Origin of the sequence: Mycobacterium sp. 29Ha, from assembly GCF_032883055.1 — a bacterium.
GTDB lineage: Bacteria > Actinomycetota > Actinomycetes > Mycobacteriales > Mycobacteriaceae > Mycobacterium > Mycobacterium gallinarum.
Genome location: NZ_JAMQTI010000007.1, coordinates 74,931 through 97,918, shown reverse-complemented (window position 1 = coordinate 97,918; position 22,988 = coordinate 74,931). Strand labels below are relative to the sequence as shown.

29 protein-coding genes and 1 pseudogene are annotated in these 22,988 nt (G+C 65.8%); 13 read left to right on the top strand and 17 right to left on the bottom strand.

The features are described from left to right. Window positions 1-5: 5 nt before the first annotated feature. Window positions 6-791, top strand: a complete 786-nt coding sequence (locus tag M1248_RS11105; protein WP_163730993.1) for an SDR family NAD(P)-dependent oxidoreductase — start codon at window positions 6-8, stop codon at window positions 789-791. A gap of 4 nt (window positions 792-795) precedes the next feature. Here the strand turns inward: M1248_RS11105 and M1248_RS11100 are convergent, their stop codons facing one another. Both M1248_RS11100 and M1248_RS11095 read right to left on the bottom strand, forming a co-directional pair. Next, window positions 796-1,218 (bottom strand): PPOX class F420-dependent oxidoreductase, encoded by a 423-nt coding sequence (locus M1248_RS11100; protein WP_163730988.1) that lies wholly within the window; start codon window positions 1,216-1,218, stop codon window positions 796-798. A gap of 41 nt (window positions 1,219-1,259) precedes the next feature. Continuing rightward, a complete protein-coding gene (locus M1248_RS11095; protein ID WP_317148348.1) occupies window positions 1,260-2,465 on the bottom strand; it encodes an MCE family protein in 1,206 nt (401 codons plus the stop codon). A 16-nt stretch (window positions 2,466-2,481) separates the two neighbouring features. Between M1248_RS11095 and M1248_RS11090 the strand changes: the two genes are divergently transcribed. Both M1248_RS11090 and purF read left to right on the top strand, forming a co-directional pair. After that, the gene (locus tag M1248_RS11090) at window positions 2,482-2,874 is read left to right on the top strand and encodes a sterol carrier family protein (protein WP_163730982.1); all 393 of its coding nucleotides are present in this window, start codon (window positions 2,482-2,484) and stop codon (window positions 2,872-2,874) included. A 218-nt stretch (window positions 2,875-3,092) separates the two neighbouring features. Then, window positions 3,093-4,625, top strand: coding sequence for an amidophosphoribosyltransferase (gene purF / locus M1248_RS11085; RefSeq protein WP_163730979.1), 1,533 nt, complete (start codon window positions 3,093-3,095; stop codon window positions 4,623-4,625). Between the two features lie 102 nt (window positions 4,626-4,727). On the opposite strand, the gene M1248_RS11080 is transcribed toward purF, so the two are convergent. Continuing rightward, the gene (locus M1248_RS11080) at window positions 4,728-5,675 is read right to left on the bottom strand and encodes an NAD(P)H-binding protein (protein WP_317148347.1); all 948 of its coding nucleotides are present in this window, start codon (window positions 5,673-5,675) and stop codon (window positions 4,728-4,730) included. 62 nt (window positions 5,676-5,737) lie between these two features. Then, window positions 5,738-6,172, bottom strand: coding sequence for a cupin domain-containing protein (locus M1248_RS11075; RefSeq protein WP_317148346.1), 435 nt, complete (start codon window positions 6,170-6,172; stop codon window positions 5,738-5,740). 109 nt (window positions 6,173-6,281) lie between these two features. Between M1248_RS11075 and purM the strand changes: the two genes are divergently transcribed. Next, on the top strand, window positions 6,282-7,352 hold the full coding sequence (purM, locus tag M1248_RS11070) for a phosphoribosylformylglycinamidine cyclo-ligase (RefSeq protein ID WP_083129022.1): 1,071 nt from the start codon (window positions 6,282-6,284) through the stop codon (window positions 7,350-7,352). Window positions 7,353-7,355: 3 nt separating this feature from the next. On the opposite strand, the gene M1248_RS11065 is transcribed toward purM, so the two are convergent. After that, entirely contained in the window at window positions 7,356-7,532 is a 177-nt protein-coding gene (locus tag M1248_RS11065) for a DUF3073 domain-containing protein (protein ID WP_083129021.1), read from the bottom strand. Window positions 7,533-7,694: 162 nt separating this feature from the next. After that, window positions 7,695-8,768: a YgfZ/GcvT domain-containing protein gene (locus M1248_RS11060; protein ID WP_163730969.1), complete on the bottom strand. Its 1,074-nt coding sequence runs from the start codon at window positions 8,766-8,768 to the stop codon at window positions 7,695-7,697. A 32-nt stretch (window positions 8,769-8,800) separates the two neighbouring features. Here M1248_RS11060 and M1248_RS11055 point away from each other — a divergent pair, with 32 nt between their 5' ends. Together M1248_RS11055 and M1248_RS11050 are read left to right on the top strand one after the other, a co-directional pair. Beyond that, a complete protein-coding gene (locus M1248_RS11055; protein ID WP_317148345.1) occupies window positions 8,801-9,718 on the top strand; it encodes an aminodeoxychorismate lyase in 918 nt (305 codons plus the stop codon). 291 nt (window positions 9,719-10,009) lie between these two features. Beyond that, complete coding sequence (locus M1248_RS11050) at window positions 10,010-10,861, top strand: ABC transporter substrate-binding protein (protein ID WP_317148344.1); 852 nt, start codon at window positions 10,010-10,012, stop codon at window positions 10,859-10,861. On the opposite strand, the gene M1248_RS11045 is transcribed toward M1248_RS11050, so the two are convergent. From M1248_RS11045 to lmeA, 8 genes are all read right to left on the bottom strand, one after another. Beyond that, window positions 10,858-11,118, bottom strand: a complete 261-nt coding sequence (locus M1248_RS11045; protein WP_317148343.1) for a hypothetical protein — start codon at window positions 11,116-11,118, stop codon at window positions 10,858-10,860. The genes M1248_RS11050 and M1248_RS11045 overlap by 4 nt on opposite strands. Then, entirely contained in the window at window positions 11,118-11,792 is a 675-nt protein-coding gene (locus M1248_RS11040) for an FABP family protein (protein WP_174262273.1), read from the bottom strand. Before M1248_RS11040 ends, M1248_RS11045 begins: the two co-directional genes overlap by 1 nt. Window positions 11,793-11,920: 128 nt before the next feature. Then, the gene (locus M1248_RS11035) at window positions 11,921-12,223 is read right to left on the bottom strand and encodes a DUF1416 domain-containing protein (RefSeq protein ID WP_163730960.1); all 303 of its coding nucleotides are present in this window, start codon (window positions 12,221-12,223) and stop codon (window positions 11,921-11,923) included. A 1-nt stretch (window position 12,224) separates the two neighbouring features. Next, on the bottom strand, window positions 12,225-13,058 hold the full coding sequence (locus tag M1248_RS11030; protein WP_163730957.1) for a sulfurtransferase: 834 nt from the start codon (window positions 13,056-13,058) through the stop codon (window positions 12,225-12,227). A 36-nt stretch (window positions 13,059-13,094) separates the two neighbouring features. Then, entirely contained in the window at window positions 13,095-13,586 is a 492-nt protein-coding gene (locus M1248_RS11025) for a DUF4395 domain-containing protein (protein WP_317148342.1), read from the bottom strand. Between the two features lie 95 nt (window positions 13,587-13,681). Then, complete coding sequence (locus M1248_RS33365) at window positions 13,682-13,798, bottom strand: Ms5788A family Cys-rich leader peptide (protein ID WP_350310128.1); 117 nt, start codon at window positions 13,796-13,798, stop codon at window positions 13,682-13,684. A gap of 5 nt (window positions 13,799-13,803) precedes the next feature. After that, a complete protein-coding gene (locus M1248_RS11020; protein ID WP_317148341.1) occupies window positions 13,804-14,226 on the bottom strand; it encodes a thioredoxin family protein in 423 nt (140 codons plus the stop codon). Beyond that, on the bottom strand, window positions 14,223-15,020 hold the full coding sequence (gene lmeA, locus M1248_RS11015; RefSeq protein ID WP_317148340.1) for a mannan chain length control protein LmeA: 798 nt from the start codon (window positions 15,018-15,020) through the stop codon (window positions 14,223-14,225). The genes M1248_RS11020 and lmeA overlap by 4 nt, the downstream gene beginning before the upstream one ends. A gap of 178 nt (window positions 15,021-15,198) precedes the next feature. Here lmeA and M1248_RS11010 point away from each other — a divergent pair, with 178 nt between their 5' ends. Beyond that, the gene (locus M1248_RS11010; RefSeq protein ID WP_317148339.1) at window positions 15,199-15,966 is read left to right on the top strand and encodes a response regulator transcription factor; all 768 of its coding nucleotides are present in this window, start codon (window positions 15,199-15,201) and stop codon (window positions 15,964-15,966) included. Beyond that, the gene (gene mshD, locus M1248_RS11005) at window positions 15,963-16,868 is read left to right on the top strand and encodes a mycothiol synthase (protein ID WP_317148338.1); all 906 of its coding nucleotides are present in this window, start codon (window positions 15,963-15,965) and stop codon (window positions 16,866-16,868) included. Before M1248_RS11010 ends, mshD begins: the two co-directional genes overlap by 4 nt. On the opposite strand, the gene M1248_RS11000 is transcribed toward mshD, so the two are convergent. Beyond that, complete coding sequence (locus M1248_RS11000; RefSeq protein WP_317148337.1) at window positions 16,865-18,163, bottom strand: FAD-dependent oxidoreductase; 1,299 nt, start codon at window positions 18,161-18,163, stop codon at window positions 16,865-16,867. The genes mshD and M1248_RS11000 overlap by 4 nt on opposite strands. Window positions 18,164-18,303: 140 nt before the next feature. Between M1248_RS11000 and M1248_RS10995 the strand changes: the two genes are divergently transcribed. Further along, a complete protein-coding gene (locus tag M1248_RS10995; RefSeq protein ID WP_163730943.1) occupies window positions 18,304-18,765 on the top strand; it encodes an ArsI/CadI family heavy metal resistance metalloenzyme in 462 nt (153 codons plus the stop codon). 18 nt (window positions 18,766-18,783) lie between these two features. Here M1248_RS10995 and M1248_RS10990 read toward each other — a convergent pair whose 3' ends face one another. After that, window positions 18,784-19,392, bottom strand: coding sequence for a sigma-70 family RNA polymerase sigma factor (locus tag M1248_RS10990; RefSeq protein WP_163730940.1), 609 nt, complete (start codon window positions 19,390-19,392; stop codon window positions 18,784-18,786). Window positions 19,393-19,483: 91 nt separating this feature from the next. Then, the gene (locus tag M1248_RS10985) at window positions 19,484-19,843 is read right to left on the bottom strand and encodes an Rv2640c family ArsR-like transcriptional regulator (RefSeq protein ID WP_163730937.1); all 360 of its coding nucleotides are present in this window, start codon (window positions 19,841-19,843) and stop codon (window positions 19,484-19,486) included. A 95-nt stretch (window positions 19,844-19,938) separates the two neighbouring features. On the opposite strand from M1248_RS10985, the gene M1248_RS10980 reads away from it, so the two are divergent. The 4 genes and pseudogenes from M1248_RS10980 (at window position 19,939) to M1248_RS10965 (ending at window position 22,984) form a co-directional block, all read left to right on the top strand. Beyond that, window positions 19,939-20,415 (top strand): ArsI/CadI family heavy metal resistance metalloenzyme, encoded by a 477-nt coding sequence (locus tag M1248_RS10980; protein WP_163730932.1) that lies wholly within the window; start codon window positions 19,939-19,941, stop codon window positions 20,413-20,415. Window positions 20,416-20,464: 49 nt separating this feature from the next. After that, window positions 20,465-20,833 (top strand): ArsR/SmtB family transcription factor, encoded by a 369-nt coding sequence (locus M1248_RS10975; protein WP_163730929.1) that lies wholly within the window; start codon window positions 20,465-20,467, stop codon window positions 20,831-20,833. Beyond that, a pseudogene (gene arsB, locus M1248_RS10970) lies at window positions 20,830-21,927 on the top strand (ACR3 family arsenite efflux transporter); the annotation flags it as partial. The gene M1248_RS10975 and the pseudogene arsB, both read left to right, overlap by 4 nt. A 271-nt stretch (window positions 21,928-22,198) precedes the next feature. Then, window positions 22,199-22,984 carry a DUF4239 domain-containing protein gene (locus M1248_RS10965; RefSeq protein ID WP_163730925.1) on the top strand — a complete coding sequence of 262 codons (786 nt, stop codon included), beginning with the start codon at window positions 22,199-22,201 and terminating at the stop codon, window positions 22,982-22,984. The last annotated feature ends 4 nt before the right edge of the window (window positions 22,985-22,988 follow it).

Here is a 22,988-nt window from a genome sequence, read left to right as displayed (position 1 = left end):
TGCCCATGACAGACAGATCCGCATCCCGCACCTTCGTCGTCACCGGCGCCGCGTCAGGCATCGGCCTGGCCACCGCTCGGCGGCTGCTGGCCGAGGGCGGCACCGTCGTCGGCACCGACCTGGCCGCCCCCACCGAGGAGCTGGGCGCCCGTTTCACCTTCGTCGCAGCCGACGTCGCCGACGAAGCGGCGGTCGCCGAGGTGTTCGCCGCGGTTCCCGGCCGCGTCGACGGCGTGGTCCACTCCGGAGGTGTTGCGGGCGGAGGACCGGTACACCTGCTCCCCAAAGAGGAGTGGGAGCGGGTGATCTCGATCAACCTCACCGGCACGTTCCTGGTCGCAAAGGCCGCACTGGCCAAGATGATCGAGCAGCCGAGGGTCGACGGTGAGCGTGGTTCGATCGTGACGCTCGCCAGCGTCGAGGGCCTCGAAGGCACTGCCGGTGGTAGTGCCTACAACGCGTCCAAGGGCGGCGTCGTCCTTCTGACGAAGAACATCGCACTGGACTACGGCCCCAGCGGCATCCGCGCCAACGCCATCTGCCCCGGCTTCATCGACACCCCGATGCTCAACGCCGTGATGGGTCTCGAGGGCATGGAGGGCCCGTTGCAGTCGATCACCAACGAGCACGCACTGCAGCGCAGGGGCCGACCCGATGAGATCGCCGCGATGGCGGCCTTTTTGGTGTCAATCGATGCCTCGTTCGTCACCGGGCAGGCGATCGCGGTCGACGGCGGTTACACCGCGGGCCGCGATCACGGCGTCGTCAAGATGTTCGGCTTTCCCGACTGAGCCGCTACACGTCCCGGATATCCGCGGTCAGTTGGTGCGGCTCGGTGTCCTGATCGTCGATGCCGAAACTGATTATCCGCGTTGGGGTGACGCGGATGATCGCCGTATCCAGATGGTCGCCCGCCGCACCCTGCGAGGGGGCGATCACGGCCTGTTCGGCGGTGCCGCGAATCTCGAGGCAACGCACCCGCCACGGCTCGCGTGACGCGATGTCGTCGACGACGAACGCAACCCGGTCGTTGTGCGCGATGTTGCGATACTTTTGGCTCTTGGACATCTGATAACCGGCGATGTCGATCGTCCCGAGCTGCTCGTTGAAGGTGAATCCGACCGGACTGTTCTGCGGTGTCCCATCGCGCTGGATGGTGGCCAACCGACCCAGGTCGGCCCGCCGAAGATATTCGATCTCATGTGATTTGAACGTCATGCCTGCGAACGTAAAACCTCAACAATTGTTGATGTCAACGCTCACGGATTGATGGTCAGCTCGCCGACCTGCCTGCCCCACACGTAGTCGATCAGGATCGGCTGCCCGAGTTCTGCGTGATTGTAGGGGGCGATGCTGGCGCCGGTGTCCATCACCAGATACGGCGCGGGCCACAACTCACGGGAGATCTTCTGCCAGCAGCCCGGACGACCCTCCGGGCCGCCCCTGGCGTTCACCCGCGGCAGGTTGTCGGGGTAGATGTACGGGTTGCCCGCACCGGCGAACGTCCCCGAGGACGTCGAAAGCGAGTAGCCGTTCCCGCCGAGAGTCTCGGCGACCTTCTCCTCGATCTCGGCGAAGTTCCGCAGCGTGCACAACAGCTGGGGGCTGTAGTAGTCGAACAGTTTGGACGTGGGGATCAGATCCGCGGCGCCGCGCACGAAGTACGGTCCGCCGCGATTCAGACTGTCGGCAGCCGGGTCGGCGAAGCCCAGCGCGGCCATCAACGCCGCGTCGATGTCATCCCACTGCGCGTTGAACGTGCGCGCGGTGGTGACCGCGTTCTGCAGGCCGTCCCACAGATCCGGTGACGCATCGGCGTACACGTCGACCAGACCCGCCACCAACCTGGTGTCCTCGCGGATCTGCGGCATTCGCGCATTGAGGTCGTCGAGGATGGTGTTGCCGTTCGACAGCGACTCGCCGAACCGGTCACCCAGGCCCGTCACCGCCTCGGCCGTGGCGGTCAGTGTCTGGTTCAGCTTGACCGGGTCGACCTGCTCGGCAAGTGACAGCACCGTCTCGAACAGGGTGTTGAACTCGGTGCTCACCGAGGACACCTCGATCACGTCTCTGCTCGAAACACGTTCTGCAGAAGGATCTTCCGGTGATCTGAACGACACGTACTTGTTGCCGAACACGGTGGTGGCCTGCACGTCGGCGATCACATTCGACGGAATGAGCTCGATGTATTCGGGGTCGACGTCGAGGGACAGTTGCGCTTTCGCGGTGCCATCCACCTCGACGGTGCCGATGCGCGCGACGCGACCGATCTCCACGCCGTTATAGGTCACCTTCGCGCCGGGTTCGACGACCAGGCCAGAGCGCGACGAGACCAACGTGAGTGGTGTGGACGGGATGAAGTCGCCCCGGAACTGCATGTAGAGCAGGCTCGCCGCGACCGCGGCGATCACCACCAAGACCGCGCCCGCCGTCCGGTAGGGCGGATTGTGGCGGTCGACAAACACTTTGAGAATCTAAAGTATGTCCACCTCTCGTAGGGCCGATCCGGCAATGACGCGTGCTGCGGTTTCGGCCGTCGCCGCGTGGCTGCGCGACGATGGCGAACCCACTCCTACGCGCGCCGAACTCGCCGAGGCGGTGCGATTGACGGCTCGCACGCTCGCCGCACTCGCGCCGGGGAACAGCGTCGAGGTCCGTGTCCCGCCATTTGTTGCGGTGCAATGTATTTCAGGGCCGGCGCACAGGCGAGGGAATCCGCCCAACGTGGTGGAGACCGACCCGCGAACGTGGCTGTTGCTCGCGACGGGCCTCCTGGACGTGGCGGACGCCACCGCGGGCGGGTTGTTGACGTCGTCCGGGGCGCGCGCCGGCGAGGTCGCCGGGTGGCTGCCGTTGGTCCGCCTCGACGGTTAGCTTCGCCACACGTCCGCCTGAGCCGATGCTCAGGCCCGCGCCGCCGTCGCACGTCCGTGACCAGGTGGTTCGCCGAATGTGGGTGATAGGCGAGGAATTTCTGGACCCGCAGAAGTCGTTCTTTTTTGTGCGCGACATCGTCGGGGTCTTCCGTGATTGACCGGTGATGACCGTAGACTGAACTCGTCTACCCACACCGCCCTGGGAGCAGCCATATCGTGACCGGCCCGCAGACCGATCAAGAACCCCGCGAGGAATGTGGCGTATTCGGCGTCTGGGCGCCGGGTGAAGAAGTCGCCAAACTCACCTACTACGGCCTCTACGCGCTGCAGCACCGCGGCCAGGAGGCCGCAGGCATCGCCGTCGCCGACGGCTCCCAGGTGCTGGTATTCAAGGATTTGGGCCTGGTCAGCCAGGTCTTCGACGAGCAGACGCTGGCGGCCATGGAAGGCCATGTCGCCGTCGGGCACTGCCGATACTCGACCAGCGGATCCACCACTTGGGAGAATGCCCAGCCGGTGTTCCGCAACACCGCAGCCGGCACGGGCGTCGCGCTCGGCCACAACGGCAACCTGGTCAATGCCGCCGACCTGGCCACCCGGGCCCGCGAGGCGGGTCTACTCGGCACCCGCGGCGCCCCGGCGGCCACCACCGACTCCGACATTCTCGGCGCACTGCTGGCCCACGGCGCCGCCGACGCGACGCTGGAACAGGCCGCCCTCGAACTGCTGCCCACCGTGCGCGGCGCGTTCTGTCTCACCTTCATGGACGAGAACACCCTCTATGCGGCCCGCGACCCCTACGGCGTGCGGCCGCTTTCGTTGGGGCGGCTGGACCGCGGCTGGGTCGTGGCCTCCGAGACGGCGGCGCTCGACATCGTCGGCGCCTCGTTCGTCCGCGACATCGAGCCCGGCGAGTTGCTGGCCATCGACGCCGACGGCGTGCGCTCGACGCGCTTCGCCAACCCCGAGCCAAAGGGTTGTGTCTTCGAGTACGTGTACCTGGCCCGACCAGACAGCAACATCGCGGGCCGCTCGGTGCACGCCGCCCGCGTCGATATCGGCCGCCGGCTGGCCCGTGAGATGCCCGTCGAAGCCGACCTGGTGATCGGCGTGCCGGAATCGGGCACCCCGGCGGCCGTCGGTTACGCGCAGGAGTCCGGCATTCCGTACGGACAGGGCCTGATGAAGAACGCTTACGTCGGGCGCACGTTCATCCAGCCGTCGCAGACCATCCGCCAGCTCGGTATCCGCCTCAAGCTCAATCCGCTCAAGGAAGTGATCCGCGGTAAGCGGCTGATCGTCGTCGACGACTCCATCGTCCGCGGCAACACGCAGCGGGCGTTGATCCGCATGTTGCGTGAGGCCGGCGCCGTCGAGGTACACGTGCGCATCGCATCGCCGCCCGTGAAGTGGCCATGCTTCTACGGCATCGACTTCGCGACGCCTGCCGAGCTGATCGCCAACGCCGCGAGCACCGAAGGTGATGCCGACGAACTGCTCGAGGGTGTCCGCCATGCCATCGGCGCCGACACACTGGGCTACATCTCGCAGCGCGGCATGATCGCGGCCACCGAACAACCTGCGTCGCGGCTGTGCTCGGCGTGCTTCGACGGCAACTACCCGATCGAGTTGCCGGGCGAAACGGCGTTGGGCAAGAACGTCATCGAGCACATGCTGGCGACCGCGGCCCGCAGCGGAGTGCCGCTGCAGGCCGACAACGACAACGTCTCGGCGCTCAGGCGTCCTTGACGGCTCGGCCGTCGTGGCGTCCTTGAACGGCTCGGCCGTCGTGGCGTCCTTGAACGGCTCGGCCGTCGTGGCGTCCTTGACGGCTCGGCCGTCGTGCCGACCCTAACTGGGTACAGGCCTACGGCCGACGTGTGCCCAGTGCGGATCGCTCGGCAGCGGGCCATTTGTCAACGCTTTGACGACCGCGTCCCGGTAGGCGGTGAGACCGCCGCGTGGCGGTCCGATGACGGCGTCGATGTCGTGTTCACTCATGACGGCGTCGACCTCCAGCGATTCGATCAACGGCCGCGCGAGACCCGGCGGCATGGGCGTGACCAGACCGATCCACAGACTCGCGATCGTCGGAGTCAGGAACGGAATCGCGATGATGATCCGCGGCCGCAGACCGGCCACTTGCGCGTACACCTGCATGGCGTCGCCGTATTCGAGCGCGTCGGGGCCGCCGACATCCCAGGTGCGTGACTCGGGCAGATCGGCTGTGGCCGCCTCGGCGAGGTAGTAGAGGACGTCGTCGATCGCGATCGGCTGGATCTTGTTGTGCACCCACTTGGGCGTAGTCATCGCCGGCAGGCGGTGGATGAGATGGCGCATCATCTCGAACGACGCCGAGCCCGAACCGACGACGATCCCGGCCTGTAGCACGACCGTCTCGATGCCGGAGTCCAGCAGGATCTCACCGACAGCGACCCGTGACCGAAGGTGCGGTGACAACTCCGCGCCCGAGGGGTGCAGCCCGCCCAGGTACACAAACCGCTGTACGCCTGCCTGCTTCGCTGCGGCGACGACATTGCGGGCCGACTCGGCCTCCGCAGCCACGAAATCCTTCGATGTGCCCATCGAGTGGACCAGGTAATAGACGACATCAATGCCGTCGAACGCGTCGCGCAGCGAGTCGGCGTCACCGAGATCGCCGCGCGCGACCTCGATCCTGTCCCGCCACGGCCGGTCCGCCAGCTTGTCGGGCTGGCGGGCCAAGGCTCGCACGCCGTACCCGCGGTCGAGCAGTTCGGGCACCAACCGGCCACCGATGTAGCCGGTCGCACCTGTCACCAAGCAATGGGGCGTTTCAGCGGACACCTACGCCGGATCTCCGTTCTTGGCCTCGGGCAAACCTAAATTGGGCAGCCGGGCGGCGGCGGGACGTCGACGGACAGCGGGGTGCCCGCCGGCTGGATGTAGTCCACCCACAGCACCACGGGAAGGGGGCCAAGGTTGCGGCCGTTGTGGGCATGGTCCGGACCGGACCCTTCGGTCACCGGGGCGCCGGCCGGATCGACCACGTCCTTGCAGTCCGCCATGGTCCGCGTCAGAGTGCCTTCCTTGACGATGCCGAACACCCGGCCGTCGTGATAATGCCAGCCGGTACTGCCGCCGGGCTGGATGGTGATCCGGCGGGTGATGTAGTCGACGCCGTCGACCGTCGACTGATTGATGACCACCGAATCGACGTTGACCGCCGGGGTTGCGACGGCGGCCGGGGCCACCATGGCAGCGGCGGCCGTCAGAACCACGGGCAGAGCCGGCGTACACCAGCGAACAAGTTTCATGGTCGGTCACATTCCCATACTCGGCCCCCCGTCCGTGAGCGATCGGAGTGAATGCCGATCCGGGAGGACAATCAACCTCGCGCAGTCATCACCGGTAGCCTTGTGCGCGATGACCGAACGCGCCGAACCTGCCGGCATCTCCTACGCGTCGGCCGGGGTCGACATCGAAGCCGGTGACCGCGCCGTCGAACTTCTGAAACCGCTGGCCAAAAAGGCCACCAGACCTGAAGTGCGGGGCGGTCTCGGCGGTTTCGCGGGGCTCTTTGCGCTGCGCAGCTATCGGGAACCCTTGCTGGCGTCATCCACCGACGGTGTCGGTACCAAGCTTGCGGTCGCCCAGGCGATGGACAAGCACGACACCGTCGGCATCGACCTCGTCGCGATGGTCGTCGACGATCTCGTCGTCTGCGGCGCCGAACCGCTGTTTTTGCAGGACTACATCGCCGTCGGACGCACTGTTCCGGAACGGATCTCCGAGCTGGTCTCGGGCATCGCCAACGGCTGTGTGATGGCCGGTTGCGCCCTGCTGGGTGGGGAGACCGCCGAACATCCTGGCCTCATGGCGCCCGACCACTATGACATCTCGGCTACCGGTGTCGGCGTCGTGGAGGCCGACGACGTGCTGGGACCAGACCGGGTCAAGCCCGGCGACGTGCTCATTGGGATGTCCTCGACCGGCCTGCACTCCAACGGTTACTCACTGGCTAGAAAGGTCCTGCTGGAGATCGATCGGATGAACCTCGCCGGACACGTCGAGGAGTTCGGGCGCACGCTCGGCGAGGAACTACTCGAGCCGACTCGGATCTACGCCAAGGACTGCCTCGCGCTGATCGCCGAAACACAGGTCCGCACCTTCTGCCACGTGACCGGTGGCGGGCTGGCCGGCAACCTCGAGCGGGTCGTCCCGCCCGGGCTCACGGCCGAAATCGACCGTGGCACATGGACTCCCGCGCCTGTGTTCACAATGATCGCGCAGCGTGGCCGGGTTGAGCGGGTCGAGATGGAAAAGACGTTCAACCTCGGCGTCGGGATGGTCGCCGTCGTCGCGCCGGAGGACACCGATCGCGCGCTGGCTGTGCTGACGGCCCGGCATCTGAAGTGCTGGACGTTGGGCACCGTCACCAAGGGCGGTAAGGACAGCCCACGAGCCAAGCTCGTGGGCCAGCACCCGCGCTTCTAGGGCTTAACGACGCCAGTCATCATCGTCGGCCACGTCATCGTCGGCCAACCTGTCGGTGCCGTTGAGATCGTCGGCGCCCGCCAGTTCGCGCTGGAGGCGGTCGAAATCGGTCTGCGGTGAGCTGTATTTGAGCTCACGAGCAACCTTGGTCTGCTTTGCCTTTGCCCGGCCGCGGCCCATTGGGGGTACCCCCTCGCGCAATAACGGAGCGGCCCAAATTTCAGGCGGCTCCGATCTGAGTGTGTTTTATCGTCCTGTCGACACTTTACCGTGCCGCGGTGCGGTGCGCTGGCAGGCCCGTCCGGAGGGACCCGAGCCCGCGAACCAGCGAAATATCGACACTCATCGCGGGCCGCCTCGCAGCTGTTCGACCGCGAGGCGTCCGGCGCCTGTCGCATCGGGTGGCGGCATCGAATCGGCGTCGATCACGGCGGCCACCGGCGATTCCCCGCCGATGGTCAACTCGGTCTCAGCCAACAGGCCCCGCTTGACCAATGCCAGGGCGATCGGCCCCTCGTCGACGTGATCGACCACGGTGCCGAGCCGGCCGACGGTCCGACCGCCGGCCAACACGGGATCCCCGGTCGCCGGCCTCTCGCCGGAGCCGTCGAGATGCACGAGCACCAGCATGCGTGGCGGTTTGCCCAGGTTGTGGACGCGAGCGACGGTCTCCTGGCCGCGGTAGCAGCCCTTGTCCAGGTGAACCGCCGAGCCGATCCAGCCGACCTCGTGCGGAATCGTGCGCTCGTCGGTGTCGACTCCCAGCCGTGGCCGCAACGCGGCGACGCGGTGCGCCTCATAGGCCCAGACACCCGCCGCGCGCACTCCGGCCGCAGCGAGCCGATCGTGCCATGCCGCGACCTGATCGCGGGGGACCACCAGATCCAGCTCCACATCCGGACCGCCCATCCTGCGCAGGAAACCACCCTCGGGAAGGGCCACCGCGGTCCTTTCGGCCGGTAGCGAAACCACGCCGAGGACGTCGAGCACCGGCGGATCCACCAGGCGCGGGCCGAGCAGCGAAAGTACCGCCAGATCAGCGGGTTCGACGACCACGTCGGCCCAGAACACCATTTTGCGCAGATAGGCGGTCAGGGGTTCGCCACGCCACGATTCGGTGTCGAGGTAGGTGACCCCATCGAGCTCGGTCTGGATCCAGTGATCTTCGACACGACCCTGGCCGTCGAGACTCAGATTCTCGGTCACGGTGCCATCGGCGAGGTCGGCGACGTGCTGCGTGGAGATGTTGTGCAGCCACGAGCTGCGCTCAGCGCCGGTCACGGTGATCACAGCTCGTTGTGAACGATCCACCAGGACCGCTGCATCGGCGGCCGACCGTTGTTCGCCGAGGGGATCGCCGTGATGCCAGACGGCTCCGGCGTCGGGCCCGGTGTCGGGGGCTGGCACAGCTGACATGCCTCAACCTTACGGCGCTACGCTTCTTGCCCATGGCGAGCCAACCTGCGGTCGTGGTCACGCTCGACGGTGAATTGCACGACCCGGCCGCCCCACTGCTGTACGCCGACGACCTGGCAGCCGTCCGCGGTGACGGCATCTTCGAGACGCTGTTGATCCGCGACGGCAGGCCGTGTCTGCTCGAAGCCCACCTGGCCCGGCTCGCGCAGTCGGCGGAGCTGATGGACCTTCCCGCACCGGAGTTGCCGCGGTGGCGTGCGGCCGTCGAAGTGGCGGTACGGCGGTGGCTCGCCGACGGCGCAGGCGAGGGCGTGCTGCGGCTCGTGTACAGCCGTGGGCGCGAAAGCGGTTCACCGCCAGTTGGAGCCGCAGGGTCGGCGACATCCGGTACGGCGTTTGTGACCATCGGTGCGCTGCCCGCCCGGGTGGCCGCCGCGCGCAGCGGCGGCCTCGCGGCGGTGACGTTGGCGCGTGGACTCTCCGCCGAGGCCACCACCGGGATGCCGTGGCTGCTGGCGGGCGCCAAGACGCTGTCCTATGCGATCAACATGGCCGCGCTGCGGCACGCCGAACGCCTCGGCGCAGGAGACGTCATCTTCGTCGGCGCCGACGGCCTGATCCTGGAGGGTCCGCGGTCGACGGTGGTGGTCGCCACCGAATCAGAAGATGGGGCCGGCGACACCGCTTTCTTGACCCCGCCGCCGTGGTATCCGATCCTGCGTGGAACCACGCAGGAGGCCTTGTTCGAGGTGGCGCGCAACAAGGGGTATACGTGCGACTACCAGGCGCTTACGCCCGCTGATTTGTTTGCGGCACAAGGTGTTTGGTTGGTATCGAGCATCACCCTTGCCGCACGGGTGCACACCCTGGACGGTAAGGCGCTGCCACCTTCGCCGCTCGCTGGTGACATGGCGGAACTCGTCGACGCCGCGATCATCAGCGATCGCTGAGCGCTGAACTGGCCAAAATCTGTTGTCGCCCTCCCGGTCCGCGGGTACCGTCGGCCGTACACAGGGAAGGAGGTGGTCCGAGAAATTGAATGACATATGGACTTGTGAGGTGGCTGCGAGCTAGCAGCGCGAGGGGACTTGTCCGCCTTGGCGCGCTGGCGAATTCCCCGCAGTCACCCGGCCCCCGAGCCTCTTGGTTTTGTCCAACCAGAACACATGGCTCGGGGGCCGCCCCATGTCTGGGGGCCTCAACGGTGGCGTCGCCCCCCTGCGTGCGCGATGATGCCGCACATGGGCAATAGGTGGTGGCTCCCAGCCCTGCTGGCCGTGGCCACGTCGGCCGCCGCCACTGCCTGCGCCCCCGTCGTCGAGCAGCCCGACTCGTCGGGCACTCAGAACTGCCGCAAGGACTCGCTGTCGACGCTTTACCCGGGCATCTTCACCGTCGGCACCGATCAGCCCGCCTATCCGCCGTGGTACATGGGTGACGACCCGACCAACGGGGAGGGATTCGAGAGCGCACTCGCCTTCGCGGTAGCGGGAAACCTCGGCTACACCCCCGACGAGGTGCGTTGGGTCCGGGTACCGTTCAACGGAGCTCTGGAGCCCGGCCCGAAAACGTTCGACGCCAACCTTTCTCAGTTCTCGATCACCGATCAGCGCCGGGCGTCCGTCGACTTCTCATCGCCGTATTTCGACGTCACCCAGGTGGTGGTCACGACGGAAACCTCACCGGCCGCGCAGGCGCGAAGCATCGGTGACCTCAAGAAGACCCAGCTCGGCGTGCAGGTCGGCACGACCAGTCACACCGCGGCGATCGCCATAGCGGGTGATGTCCCGGTCGAGGTGTACAACACCAACGCCGACGCCAAGGTGGCGCTGGGCGACGGCGAGATCGACGCTTTGGTCGCCGACCTGCCGACCGCCTACACCGTCGCGGGTGAACTGCGCGGCGGCAAGATCGTCGGACAGCTTCCCACGGACGCGGAGGATGTGGAGCAGTTCGGGATCGTGCTCGACAAGGACAGTCCGCTGACGCGCTGCGTGTCGTCGGCCGTCGATGGACTGCGTTCGGACGGCACGCTGACGCGGTTGGAGCAGCAGTGGTTGTCCGGCGCTGGGAGTGTGCCCGTCCTGCGTTAGCCGGCCGGTCCAGGGGCCAGCGACGAGCAGGTCTGCATCGCCTCGTTCCACGCGTCGGGATCCACGCCAGGCGGCGGCCCGGCCATGGGGCCCGGAGCCGCGGGCACCCCGTGTTCACGGAGGCATTGCGCCAGCGAGCCGTGACCGGTCGGCGCCACCGACTCTTCGGTGGTGGACTGCTCGGCGGGAGAACTCGACGAGCACCCCGCCAGGATGCCTGCCGCGGCGAGGCCGGCGGCCAACAAGGACACGCGCATCAGCCGACGTACCTCGACAGCCGTGCGGACAGATGGGGTACCAGGCCGCCGTCGGCGTCGACGCGCTCCTCGACGTAGGCCAGGTCGCCGCCCTCGACGATGCCGTAGAGCCGTTTGGCACCGCCGACGAGCATCCCGGACTTGGTGCGCGCGAGCGCGTCGGTGGCCAACTCCCATGACGACTGGTTCAGTGGCCGACCGTAGAACAGCTCGACGTAGCCGGCCGAATGCGCCAGCAGCAACTCGATGGCATCACTTTCGCTGGGATCGGCAGGGTCATTGATGAACCGCCAGAAGCCGGACTCGCGCAGCGAAGCGCTCTCGAACTCGCCGTCCTCGGTGATGCGCCACGATCGGGCCTCCCAGATCAAGTAGTCACCACCGTCGTGTGAGACCACGATCTGCTGACCGAACCGGTAATCGCCGTCAGGCCCGCGACCCTCGCCTTCGCCGCGCCACACCCCGACGAGGGGCAACAGCGCAAGCAGCGCGTCGTTGAGGTTGGCGCCTTCGCGAAGATTGGCGGTATCGGCCGGCGCAGGCAGATCGGCGAGGGCGGGGATATTCCGGGCTGCGGTCGTTTTCGCGCGCTCGGCCGCAGCCGCTACAGCGTCGTCGCCTGAGGTCACGACTCGTCTGTGATGAGGCGGTAGAGCGTGTAAAGCGCGAACCAGGTGATGACCACCACGGCGGCGATCAGCAGGATCTCGAAGAACAGCACCACGGCAGAAAGTCTAGCCGCAACACTGCCGACGACCCTCGTCGGTCGCAGTGGAATCGATCACGGAACCGGCGTACCGGCTCAGGCGACCTTGACGTCGACCTCGTGGATACCCGCGCCCGACGGTGCGATGCTGGCATCGCCGTTGCCGGCGGGGGACAGCGCACGCAGCGTCCACGTGCCCGGTGCCGCGAAGAACCGGAAATCACCGGTAGCCGACGCGACGACCTCCGCCGTGAACTCGTCAGAGCTGTCCAGCAGCCGGACGAACGCGCCGCCGACGGCCTGGCCCGCGTCGTCGACGACGCGTCCGGTGATCACGGTTTCCCGTTCCAGGTCGACGCTGGAGGGCAACGTCAGACCTTGCTTCGGTGCAGAGCACATATCAACTTCCCAACTCGATCGGGGCTCCCACGAGAGAGCCGTATTCCGTCCAACTTCCGTCGTAGTTCTTGACGTTCTGGTGTCCCAACAACTCCTGCAGCACGAACCAGGTGTGCGAGGAACGCTCACCGATCCGGCAGTAGGCGATGGTCTCCTTCTGGCCATCGAGTCCCGCCTCGGCGTACAGCTTGGCCAGGTCCTCGTCGGACTTGAAGGTCCCGTCCTCGTTGGCCGCCTTGCTCCAAGGAACATTGATGGCGCCGGGGATATGCCCGGGCCGCTGACTCTGCTCCTGCGGCAGGTGGGCGGGGGCGAGGATCTTGCCGGAGAACTCATCGGGGGATCGGACGTCGACCAGGTTCTTCTCGCCGATCGCGGCGATGACCTCGTCGCGGAACGCGCGGATGGCGTTATTCGGCGACTTGGCCTCGTATGAAGTAGCAGCGCGGGCCGGGACCTCTGTCACCAGCGGGCGCCCGTCGAGCTCCCACTTCTTGCGTCCGCCGTCGAGCAGCTTGACGTTCTCGTGGCCGTACAGCTTGAAATACCAGTAGGCGTAAGCGGCGAACCAGTTGTTGTTCCCGCCGTACAGGATCACGGTGTCGTCATTGCTGATGCCCTTGTCGGACAACAACTTCGAGAACTGCTGCTGATCGACGAAGTCACGCTTCACCTGGTCCTGCAGCTCGGTCTTCCAATCGAGCCGCACAGCGCCGGCGATGTGGCCGCCCTCGTAGGCGGAGGTGTCCTCGTCGACCTCGACGAAGACAGTGTTAGGCGCGTCGAGATTGCTCTCGGCCCAGTCAGTGGTGACCAGGACGTCGGAGCGTGCCATGTAGGAAATCCTTTCGGTTGCTTGCTATTTGAAGTGTTATGCGGGGTGCGGGCGGGGTGGTGGGAACTTGCCAGGGCGGAAACGAGCGACGAGCGGATAGATCTGACAGCCGAGGCAGATGCCGAAGGCCGCGTTGAGAAAGGCCGCCATGAGCGCGAAGCCGGTGGCGATCAGGCCGAGCAACGGGACACCAACCGCGAACCCGACGACACCGACGGCCGCGAACGCGAATCCGACGAGTTGGGCGAATTTCAGCGGAGGTACCGGCTCCTTCTCGGTGACCGGCCCGAGGCGCGGAGCGACCAGCGACCGGAAGATCAGCCCGTACGGATGCTGCTGCGGTCCGCGCTGTGCGCCGATTGCGAACACGATTGCCTGCACACCGAGGATCGCTGCCGCAGCGACGGCGCTGACGGCAGACGCCAGCAGCGTTGCGATGAGGACGCCGGTGGTGACCCACGCGGCGAAGCGCGGCCCTCGCACGTCCACCTGATCAGGTGGGGCGATGGTGTTCGTGCTGGTCGACATGGATGTGCTCCTGTTGCATGGACGGCTGGCTGGAATGGGAGGGCAGGCCCCATGGGGCTACTCCCGAGTGCGGCGCGAGCGGACGGCGCGGCTACTCAGCAGCTACAACAACAACAGCAACAACCCGCAACGCGGCACAGATCGACTGCGCGGCGCTTGGTGAGCATCGGCTCGAGGCGGGCGGACACGAGCGACAGCTTACCCAATGACATGGTGATCAAGCCAACAGTGGTTCCAGCGCCGAGCGCAGGTCAGCAGGCTTGGGTACACCGTGGGTGCGAAAGCGCGGGCGCCCTTCGGCGTCGAAGATGATCGTGGTGGGCAGCGACAACACCGAAAGCCGCCTGGCCGCTTCCGGATTGGCATCCATGTCGATCTCCACATGGGCGACCCCAGGCAGCTCTGCGCACACCTGGTCGACGACCTGTCGCACTCCGGCGCAGGGTCCGCACCACTCGGCGCTGAAGTGCAGCACCGTCGGTCCAGTCGCGGACAGCCCCAGGTCACTGGTGTCCACGTTGGCGGCGTCCTCGCTCGCTTTGAGGAGCCCGGCGCGCAGGGTGATCAGCCTGCCGATCACGTACGCCAGCCCGAGCGCGCCGACGAGCACCACGACCACCAGAACCCAGGAAGAACTCATGACTGATTGAACCCGCTCAGCGGCACGGTTACTCCCTCGGCGATGCCTTCGATGATGAGGTCGGAGCCGCGGGCGCCCTCGGCGGTCGGCGAAAGGCCGAACGGCAGCTTCTGACCGGGCAGGCTGGTGGAGAACGCTGCCAGCACCTCGTCCTTCTTGTCGTCGGGAACGGCCTGATCGGCGGTGCCCGCGCCGGTCAACACGTCGGTGGCGGTCAGGACCAGGGTGGTTTGGTCCGGCCCGGCGATCGACAGGTCCACCGCGATGCTGACCCTCTCGTCGAAGCCGGCGGACGTCGGGGTGCCGGTGAAGACCACCCCCCGATTGCTGGATATTCCGGATTCGGTGGTGCCGCCGGTGGAGTCGTTGCTTTCCCGCGTCGGTGCCTCGACCAGCAGGTCCGGAATGCCCATGAACCGTCCGACGTGCGTCGAATCGATGATGATGCGGCTTTCTGCTTTGCCCACCCTCAGCTTGGCCTCCGGGCTGACCAGCCACGAAGAGTCCAGGAGGTCGATCGAATGCAGTGTTGCCTCCAGCGACGCCTTTCCGACCACGGGGTGACCGACGCCGGCGGCCCGGATCTCCACTTCGTCGTAGTGGCGGTCGGCCGCCTGCGGGATGAATGGAAAACCGAGGATGGCCACCGACGGGTCCCAGGCCAGGTCAGCGGCGCTTCGCACACTTCTGGCCAGGCGATACTCGGCGTAGATCGCCGCGCCGAAGTCGACTCCGAGCGCGCCGACCACCACCGCGGTCGTCGTCGCCAGAACACCGATCAGCAGCTTTCGCACCCGCACATTCTTGCCCACTCGTGCCCGCTGGACCGCGTTGAGTCAGCTCACCAGGAGGTGTCGCGCTATCGTTAGGTGACCATCGGCCGAGTAACGGCTGTATGTCAGGCATGAATCTGGGAAGTCACCGACCGACATCGTTGTCCAGGCGAGGTCCCCATGGCTGTTGGAGGGCCAGTTGGATCTACTGCTACTGACCGTTGACCCCAATCCTGAGTCCGTGCTGCCTTCGTTGGCGCTGCTCGCGCACAACGTACGTACCGCGCCGACAGAGGTTTCCTCATTGTTGGAAGCCGGCAACGCGGATGTGGCGATCGTCGACGCGCGCACGGATCTGGCCGCCGCGCGTGGCCTGTGCCGCCTGCTGGGCACCACCGGTACGTCGGTGCCTGTGGTAGCCGTCGTCAACGAGGGTGGCCTGGTGGCAGTCAACGTCGAATGGGGTCTCGACGAGATTCTCCTTCCGAGCACCGGACCTGCCGAGATCGATGCGCGGTTGCGCCTGCTGGTCGGGCGCCGCGGCGGCACGGCCAATCAGGAAAACGTCGGCAAGATCAGTTTGGGCGAGCTCGTCATCGATGAGGGCACCTACACCGCGCGGCTGCGCGGCCGGCCGCTGGACCTCACCTACAAGGAATTCGAACTCCTGAAGTATCTGGCGCAGCATGCGGGCCGGGTGTTCACCCGTGCTCAGTTGCTCCAGGAGGTGTGGGGCTACGACTTCTTCGGCGGCACCCGCACGGTAGACGTGCACGTGCGGCGCCTGCGGGCCAAGCTCGGTACGGAATACGAGTCGCTGATCGGCACCGTGCGCAACGTCGGCTACAAGGCGGTTCGGCCCGCGCGGGGGCGGACCCCGACGCCGGCTGCGTCCGACGAAAGCGGCGACCTCGACGAATACGACGCGGTGCCCGAGGCGCTTGCCGACCCGCTGCACAGTCAGTGACCGGTCGGGTCATCGACTGGCGCACCGGCCTGTCCGCGGACGATCAGCGCCGCATCCACGAGCTCATCGACGCGGCCACCAGGATCGACGGAGTTGCGCCGGTCGGCGATCAGGTACTGCGTGAACTGAGCCACGACCGCACCCGGCACCTGTTGGCCGTCGACGGCGCAGACGTGGTCGGGTACCTCAATCTGACGCCTGCCGACGAACAGGCATCGGCGATGGCTGAACTCGTCGTGCACCCGTCTGCGCGGCGGCGCGGCCTGGGTTCGGAAATGGCGCGGCAGGGGTTGAGTGAGGGCGGTGGCGGCGCCCAGATCTGGGCGCACGGCAACCTCGAGGCCGCGCGCGCCACCGCGGCGTCGCTCGGCCTGTCCGTCGTCCGGGAGCTGCTGCAGATGCGTCGGCCACTGACCGACCTGCCTGCGACGACCATTCCCGACGGCGTGCGTATCGCCACGTATTCAGGGCCCGCCGACAACGCGGAACTGTTGCGCGTCAACAACTCCGCGTTCGCCTGGCATCCCGAACAGGGGGGATGGACCGACGCCGATATCGACGAGCGCCGCGGCGAAACGTGGTTCGATCCGAACGGGCTCTTCCTGGCACTCGACGACACGAGCGGAAACCTGTTGGGCTTCCATTGGACGAAAGTCCACAATGCCGATCTCGGCGAGGTGTACGTCGTCGGCGTCGACCCGGAGGCGCAGGGTCGGGGACTCGGTGCCGCGCTGACGCTCGTCGGGCTGCACCACCTCGCCGACCGGTTGTCGGAAAGCTCGAAAGGCACGGTCATGCTGTACGTCGAAGCCGATAACTCGGCGGCCGTAAAGACCTACGAGCGACTGGGTTTCGAGGTCTTCCATGTCGACGCGGCCTATGCCGTGGGCGGGTCGTCTTAGCCGCGCCCACTCGTTGTCAGCGCGTGGTCGGCTCCCACCGCCTCGGTTTGGGTCTTGAGGCCGCAGGCCGATCCGCCCTGCGGAAGGACCAGCTCGACACGCGAGGCGGCTTCGTGGTCGCCGGCGAGTTCGGCCACGACGGAGCGGGCCTGCTCGTATCCGGTCGCCAACAGCAGGTTGGGCGCGCGGCCGTAGCTCTTGGCGCCGATCGCATAGAACCCGTGCTCGGGATGCGCGAGTTCCGCGGCGCCGTGCGGGGGCACCGAACCGCACGAGTGAACGTTGGGATCGATCAACGGCGCCAATGCGCGCGTGCTCTCGACCCACGGATCGAGGTCCAGGCGCACCTCGCGCAGGAAGCTGAAATCGGGTCGTAGTCCGGTCGCCGCGACGATCTCGTCGAACGGCCCGACCGCGCGCCCCTCCGGAGAAACCAGCATGATGCCCAACTCGTCGACATGGATTCGTTCGGTACGGAATCCCGTTTCGAGCTGGACCCGTCCTGAGGAAACCAACTGGTGCGCGTCGGCACCGAGCTTGCCCCGTTCGGGTAGCCGGGCGTCGACCTCGTTCCCGTAGACCCGCTGATCCTCGCCTCTGCGCACGATCCAGGTGATCGTGGTGTCGGGCGCCCGCTCGGCCAGAAGCGACAACTCCCGGATCACGTGTTTGGCCGAATGGCCGCTTCCGACGACAGCAATTCGCCGCTCCGCATAACGATTCCGGTCGGCCCCGAGGACGTCCGGAATGCCGTAGCTGATCCACTGGGCTGAATCCTCTTCGCCGATCGCCGGTATACCCTCGGCGCCAACCGGATTCGGGGTCAGCCAGGTGCCGGTAGCGTCGATGACGGCACGCACCGGTGTCCGCGTCATGCCTGCCGGTCCGCTGGTGGTCACGATGAACGGCCGTTCCTCGCGCTCGTCGTCCCGCAGCTTGTCGACACCCTGCCGGGTGACGCCGACGACCCGATGGCGGAGCCGGACATTCGGCGCGATCGCGTCCAGCTGTGCCAACGGCGTCAGGTACTCATCGACGATGTCTGCCCCGGTCGGAAAGGCGGCCGGATCCGGGGAATTCCACCCGTGCGCCTTGAGAAGTCGTTGTGCCGCGCGATCCAGGTCGGTTCGCCACGGCGAGAACAGGCGCACGTGACCCCAGCGACGGATGCTCGCGCCGACGGAGTCACCCGCTTCGAAGACGACGAAGGGGAGTCCTCGCTCGGTCAGATGAGCGGCTGCTGCCAGCCCAACCGGACCCGCTCCGAGGACAGCTACTGGGAGTTGTGTCGACATGATGTTTCTCCTTATGTGGTGGACGTTCACGGGTACTGACGCTTGCTCACCCAAAAGGACGCACGACGGCACTTCGGTGCGTCCCGTTGAGCTTGGCGTCGTCATTACAGGTGTCAATCACCGACTCTGAAGGAGTGACCATGTCCACCAGTCGAATCCAACTCGCGCTCAACGTCGACGATGTCTCTGCCGCGATCGAATTCTACGAGAAGATGTTCGGCGTGCCCGCGCACAAGGTCCGCGACGGTTATGCCAACTTCGCTATCGAGAACCCGCCGTTGAAGCTGGTGCTCATCGAAAAGCCGGGAGCCACAGAGCATCTGAATCATCTCGGAGTCGAAGCGGCCAGCGCCGATGACGTCGCCACGGCGATGGAACGCTTCGAGGCAGCCGGCTTGGACACCACCGTCGCGGAACAGGACGTCTGCTGTCACGCCACACAGGACAAGGTGTTCGTCACCGCGCCTGACGTGCCACTCGGGTGGTGGGAGTTCTACAGCATCAGCGACGACAACCCGGCCAACCCGGATGGTGAGTCGAACTCCGTGTGCGCAAAGAACTGCGCAGCCCAGGACAACACGGAAAGCACCTGCTGCGCATAGCCGTCAGCCGGGCTGCGGTCAGTCCTTCGCGCAACCGCAGCCCGGTGCCGGCTCGTAATCGATTGGCACGCCGCGGCCGTCGAGGGTGAGCGCACAGCACTGCCCCAACAGCTCGGCGAGTCGCCGGCGGCCGCGCTGTACTCGGGACTTCATTCCGGACAGCGAGACCCCCGCCTGCTGCGCGGCAGCGGCTTGGGTCATCCCGGCCAGATCCACCATCTCCAACGCCTCACGTTGGTCCGCCGACAGTCCCTTGAGCAGCGGCCGTAGGCACGCAGAAAGCTCACGCACCGCGGTGGGTTCGTCCTGATCCGTGAATGGCTCGATCAGGTGGTCCCGAAATGTCGGTGTGAGCTGTTCTCGACTGCGGCCGGCCCGGCGGTACTCGTCGATGACCGCGTTTCGCGCAATGCGAAACACCCAATTCGGCAGCAGCTCTCGATCGTCGAGTGAGGCCACGTTCTGGTGGATGCGCAGCAGGATCTCGGCGACGAGGTCGTCGGCTCGGTCGGGGTCCGCAATACGTCGTCGCACGAACCTTCGCAGCTGCGGCAACATCTCGCGCCACATTTGTTCGGTCGGCTGCAGCGCAGCCGCAGAGTCGGTCTCCATCATCTCGGCGCTCATGACCGCCGTCCTTCCGGCACCCGAACGGGCGCCCCGCAGTATTGACGACGGTAACCCCGAAAGGACGCAACTGGCACCGGATTGCTCCCGGCTAGCTGCAGCAACTCGGGTCGAGGACAGCGCACAGCGCGACCAGCGAGTCGCGCCGCGCACGGTGATAAACGTTCATGCCCCGACGATCCGACTCGACCAGTCCCGCTTTGCGTAGTTGTGTCAGGTGATGGCTCACCGTCGATTCGGTCAGCAGCACCGCATCTGCCAGATCCCCGCTGTTCAGTTCGCCGGTCGGCGCGCTCAGCAACAACGCCATCAACTTCACTCGCGCGGGGTCGGCGAGGGCCTTGAGCCGTAGGGCTACTTCGAGCGCTGCGGCGTCGTCGACGGGACCCGCGGCGACCGGGGCGCAACACACGGGGGCGGACATGTCGATCACGGGCAAGGCCTTGGGCATGAGTCCATCTTGCCAGCAGTGTTGACATATATCAAAAAGGTGGGCATGCTGGCGATGTCCGGTAGTTTGATATATGTCGTACTCCAGGAGGTACCATGTCCCGAGCTCAGCTCGCCCTCAACGTCGACGACCTCGACGAAGCGGTGACGTTCTACTCGAAGCTGTTCAACGCCCAACCGGCCAAGCGCAAGCCCGGCTACGCCAATTTCGCGATCGCCGAGCCTCCCCTCAAGCTCGTCCTCATCGAGAACCCGGGGCACGGCGGCACCCTCAACCACCTGGGCGTCGAGGTCGAGACCAGTGACCGGGTGCATGAAGAAATCGCCCGCCTGTCCGGTGAGGGGCTGTTCACCGACGAAGAAATCGGCACCACCTGTTGCTTCGCGACGCAGGACAAGGTCTGGGTGTCCGGCCCGGGCGGTGAGCGATGGGAGGTCTACACCGTGCTCGCAGACTCCGAGACTTTCGGAAGCAGTCCGCGCGCCACGGAAGCGGCAGACGAGTGTTCGTGCGGTACTGCCGAGGAACACGCAGAAGAAGAACCAGCCAAGGCCAGTACTGCCTGCTGCTAGCGGTGGGCGTCGGTTTGCCTACTGATTCGATATCAGTCAATATCGATATATGTCGAATCAGGAAGCGTCTTCGGAGGCCTGCTGTGTGCTCGAGCCGTTGGTACGGGAACCCCTGACAACGGCTCAAGCGACGGAAATGGCGTTGAAGTTCAAGGCGTTGTCCGACCCGGTGCGGCTGCGCTTGCTGAGCTCTGTGGCAAGCCACGCCGGCGGCGAGGCGTGCGTGTGCGACATCTCGCCCGGACTCAAGGTGTCGCAGCCGACGATCTCGCACCACCTCAAGGTGCTGCGAGATGCGGGGTTGCTGACGTCCGAACGGCGGGCTTCCTGGGTGTATTACACGGTCGTGCCCGAGGTCCTCGGGTCGTTGTCGTCATTGTTGAGTGTCAGTGCCGACGCGGCGGTGGTGCGGGCATGACCGACAAAGTTCAACAGCGTCACGCAACGGCGCCGCCCGTCGTGGCGAAGTTGTCGACGCTGGACCGGTTCCTCCCCGTCTGGATCGGAATCGCGATGATCGCCGGCCTGCTGCTCGGCCGCTGGATTCCGGGACTCAACACGGCCTTGGACAAGGTTCAGATCGACGGCATCTCGCTACCGATCGCGCTCGGTCTGCTGATCATGATGTACCCGGTGCTGGCCAAGGTCCGCTACGACAGACTCGACGCTGTCACCGGCGACCGCAGACTGCTGATCAGCTCGCTACTTCTCAACTGGGTGTTCGGTCCGGCACTGATGTTCGCGCTGGCGTGGCTCCTACTGCCGGACTTGCCCGAGTACCGCACCGGTTTGATCATCGTCGGCCTGGCTCGCTGTATCGCGATGGTGATCATTTGGAATGACCTTGCGTGCGGGGACCGCGAAGCGGCCGCGGTGCTCGTCGCTCTCAACTCGATATTCCAGGTACTGATGTTCGCAGTGCTGGGGTGGTTCTATCTGTCGGTGTTGCCGGGATGGCTGGGGTTGGAGCAGACCACCATCTCGACGTCGCCGTGGCAGATCGCCAAGTCTGTCCTGATCTTTCTGGGCATACCGCTACTGGCCGGGTACCTATCCCGGCGTCTCGGGGAGAAGGTCAAGGGCCGCGAATGGTACGAATCCAAGTTCCTGCCCGCGGTCGGACCGTGGGCTCTCTACGGACTGCTGTTCACCATCGTCATTCTCTTTGCGCTACAAGGAGATCAGATCACCAACCGCCCCCTCGACGTAGCGCGGATCGCCCTGCCCCTGCTCGCTTACTTCGCCATCATGTGGGGAGGCGGCTACCTGTTGGGCGCGCTGCTGCACCTCGGATACGAACGAACCACTACGCTGGCGTTCACCGCCGCGGGAAACAATTTCGAGTTGGCTATCGCCGTGGCCATCGCCACCTACGGCGCGACCTCGGGTCAGGCACTGGCCGGGGTGGTCGGGCCGCTGATCGAAGTGCCTGTGCTGGTCGCACTCGTTTACGTATCTCTTGCGCTGCGAAAGCGTGTCGGCGGCAACCACTCTGCGGCTGCGGAACCATCGACGGCTGCCAGCACCGAAGCGTAAGTGCGTTGAGTAATCCGTAGCGTCTCTCGTCGAGCTGGGAGTCGATATCAGCAGTGAAGGGTCTGATTTTGGCGCGTCCCATCCGCCTCGTGCCGCCAGCAGAGCCCGTCGCTCCGGCGTGTCATTCCCGTTCGCGCACCCAATATCGCAACGACTCCTACAGTCAAGACGTTCGCCAGCTAGAGAACTCTAGAGCGAGCGGGTAACCGCGCCCGCCCGAATTGCCTGGCGGTCGCAGGAGAGCCGAATGATTAGTCAATGGCTGGTGGCCAACCTTTCGTCGTGGGTGTTGTTGCTGGGAATCATTGTCGTCGTCGCGGGTGGAGCGATCCTCATTCAAGTATTTGTGCGCCGTCGTTTCCCCGGCCTCAAAGGTGAAGAGCACAACGATGTCATCAAGTTTGCTTTCGGGGTGGTCGGATTCGTGTTCGCGTTCTTCCTCGGCTTCGTCGTATCCGCCATGTGGGGACAGATCGGCGACGCGGATGGAAGAGCGCGTACCGAGGGGGCAGCGGGGGTGCAGCTTGCCAGAACTGTCACAGTGTTCGACCAGCCTGATGAAGATCGGATTCGAAAGGCGCTGCTCGAATACCAGCAGGCAGCGCTAGTCGAGTGGCGCGAAATCGCCCAGGGCGGCGCATACCCTGACGCGGACGAGGCTTTTACGCGACTGTATGCGGCCTATGAAGAAGTTCAAGCACGCACCGACGCGCAAAAGACAATACTTTCAACCTCTTTCGGCAATCTCGACAGCGTCGGGCAGGCACGTACACAGCGCTTGGCGCAAGCGCAAACTGATAATGGGCCGCCCTGGTCGCTGTGGGCGGTCATCTGGCTGACCAGCGGCCTGCTCCTGGCCTGCGCAATCATTTACGATGTCAAGAAACCCGCCACCCACTACACGATGGTTGCGATTCTGGGCATTTTGGTGGCTGTGAACCTGTTCCTCGTCGCGGAACTCTCACACCCATTCATCGGTGAAATCGGAACGTCCTCGGAACCACTGCAACAGGTCATCCGACAGTTGTCGTGAGGTC

Coding starts and splice junctions, on each gene's coding strand:
- M1248_RS11105 (WP_163730993.1), top strand. CDS start 6: ATGACAGACAGATCCGCATCCCGCACCTTCGTCGTCACCGGCGCCGCG.
- M1248_RS11100 (WP_163730988.1), bottom strand. CDS start 1,218: ATGACGTTCAAATCACATGAGATCGAATATCTTCGGCGGGCCGACCTG.
- M1248_RS11090 (WP_163730982.1), top strand. CDS start 2,482: ATGTCCACCTCTCGTAGGGCCGATCCGGCAATGACGCGTGCTGCGGTT.
- M1248_RS11075 (WP_317148346.1), bottom strand. CDS start 6,172: ATGAAACTTGTTCGCTGGTGTACGCCGGCTCTGCCCGTGGTTCTGACG.
- purM (WP_083129022.1), top strand. CDS start 6,282: ATGACCGAACGCGCCGAACCTGCCGGCATCTCCTACGCGTCGGCCGGG.
- M1248_RS11065 (WP_083129021.1), bottom strand. CDS start 7,532: ATGGGCCGCGGCCGGGCAAAGGCAAAGCAGACCAAGGTTGCTCGTGAG.
- M1248_RS11060 (WP_163730969.1), bottom strand. CDS start 8,768: ATGTCAGCTGTGCCAGCCCCCGACACCGGGCCCGACGCCGGAGCCGTC.
- M1248_RS11055 (WP_317148345.1), top strand. CDS start 8,801: ATGGCGAGCCAACCTGCGGTCGTGGTCACGCTCGACGGTGAATTGCAC.
- M1248_RS11050 (WP_317148344.1), top strand. CDS start 10,010: ATGGGCAATAGGTGGTGGCTCCCAGCCCTGCTGGCCGTGGCCACGTCG.
- M1248_RS11045 (WP_317148343.1), bottom strand. CDS start 11,118: ATGCGCGTGTCCTTGTTGGCCGCCGGCCTCGCCGCGGCAGGCATCCTG.
- M1248_RS11035 (WP_163730960.1), bottom strand. CDS start 12,223: ATGTGCTCTGCACCGAAGCAAGGTCTGACGTTGCCCTCCAGCGTCGAC.
- M1248_RS11030 (WP_163730957.1), bottom strand. CDS start 13,058: ATGGCACGCTCCGACGTCCTGGTCACCACTGACTGGGCCGAGAGCAAT.
- M1248_RS11025 (WP_317148342.1), bottom strand. CDS start 13,586: ATGTCGACCAGCACGAACACCATCGCCCCACCTGATCAGGTGGACGTG.
- M1248_RS33365 (WP_350310128.1), bottom strand. CDS start 13,798: ATGTCATTGGGTAAGCTGTCGCTCGTGTCCGCCCGCCTCGAGCCGATG.
- M1248_RS11020 (WP_317148341.1), bottom strand. CDS start 14,226: ATGAGTTCTTCCTGGGTTCTGGTGGTCGTGGTGCTCGTCGGCGCGCTC.
- M1248_RS11000 (WP_317148337.1), bottom strand. CDS start 18,163: ATGTCGACACAACTCCCAGTAGCTGTCCTCGGAGCGGGTCCGGTTGGG.
- M1248_RS10995 (WP_163730943.1), top strand. CDS start 18,304: ATGTCCACCAGTCGAATCCAACTCGCGCTCAACGTCGACGATGTCTCT.
- M1248_RS10990 (WP_163730940.1), bottom strand. CDS start 19,392: ATGAGCGCCGAGATGATGGAGACCGACTCTGCGGCTGCGCTGCAGCCG.
- M1248_RS10985 (WP_163730937.1), bottom strand. CDS start 19,843: ATGCCCAAGGCCTTGCCCGTGATCGACATGTCCGCCCCCGTGTGTTGC.
- M1248_RS10980 (WP_163730932.1), top strand. CDS start 19,939: ATGTCCCGAGCTCAGCTCGCCCTCAACGTCGACGACCTCGACGAAGCG.
- M1248_RS10975 (WP_163730929.1), top strand. CDS start 20,465: ATGTCGAATCAGGAAGCGTCTTCGGAGGCCTGCTGTGTGCTCGAGCCG.
- M1248_RS10965 (WP_163730925.1), top strand. CDS start 22,199: ATGATTAGTCAATGGCTGGTGGCCAACCTTTCGTCGTGGGTGTTGTTG.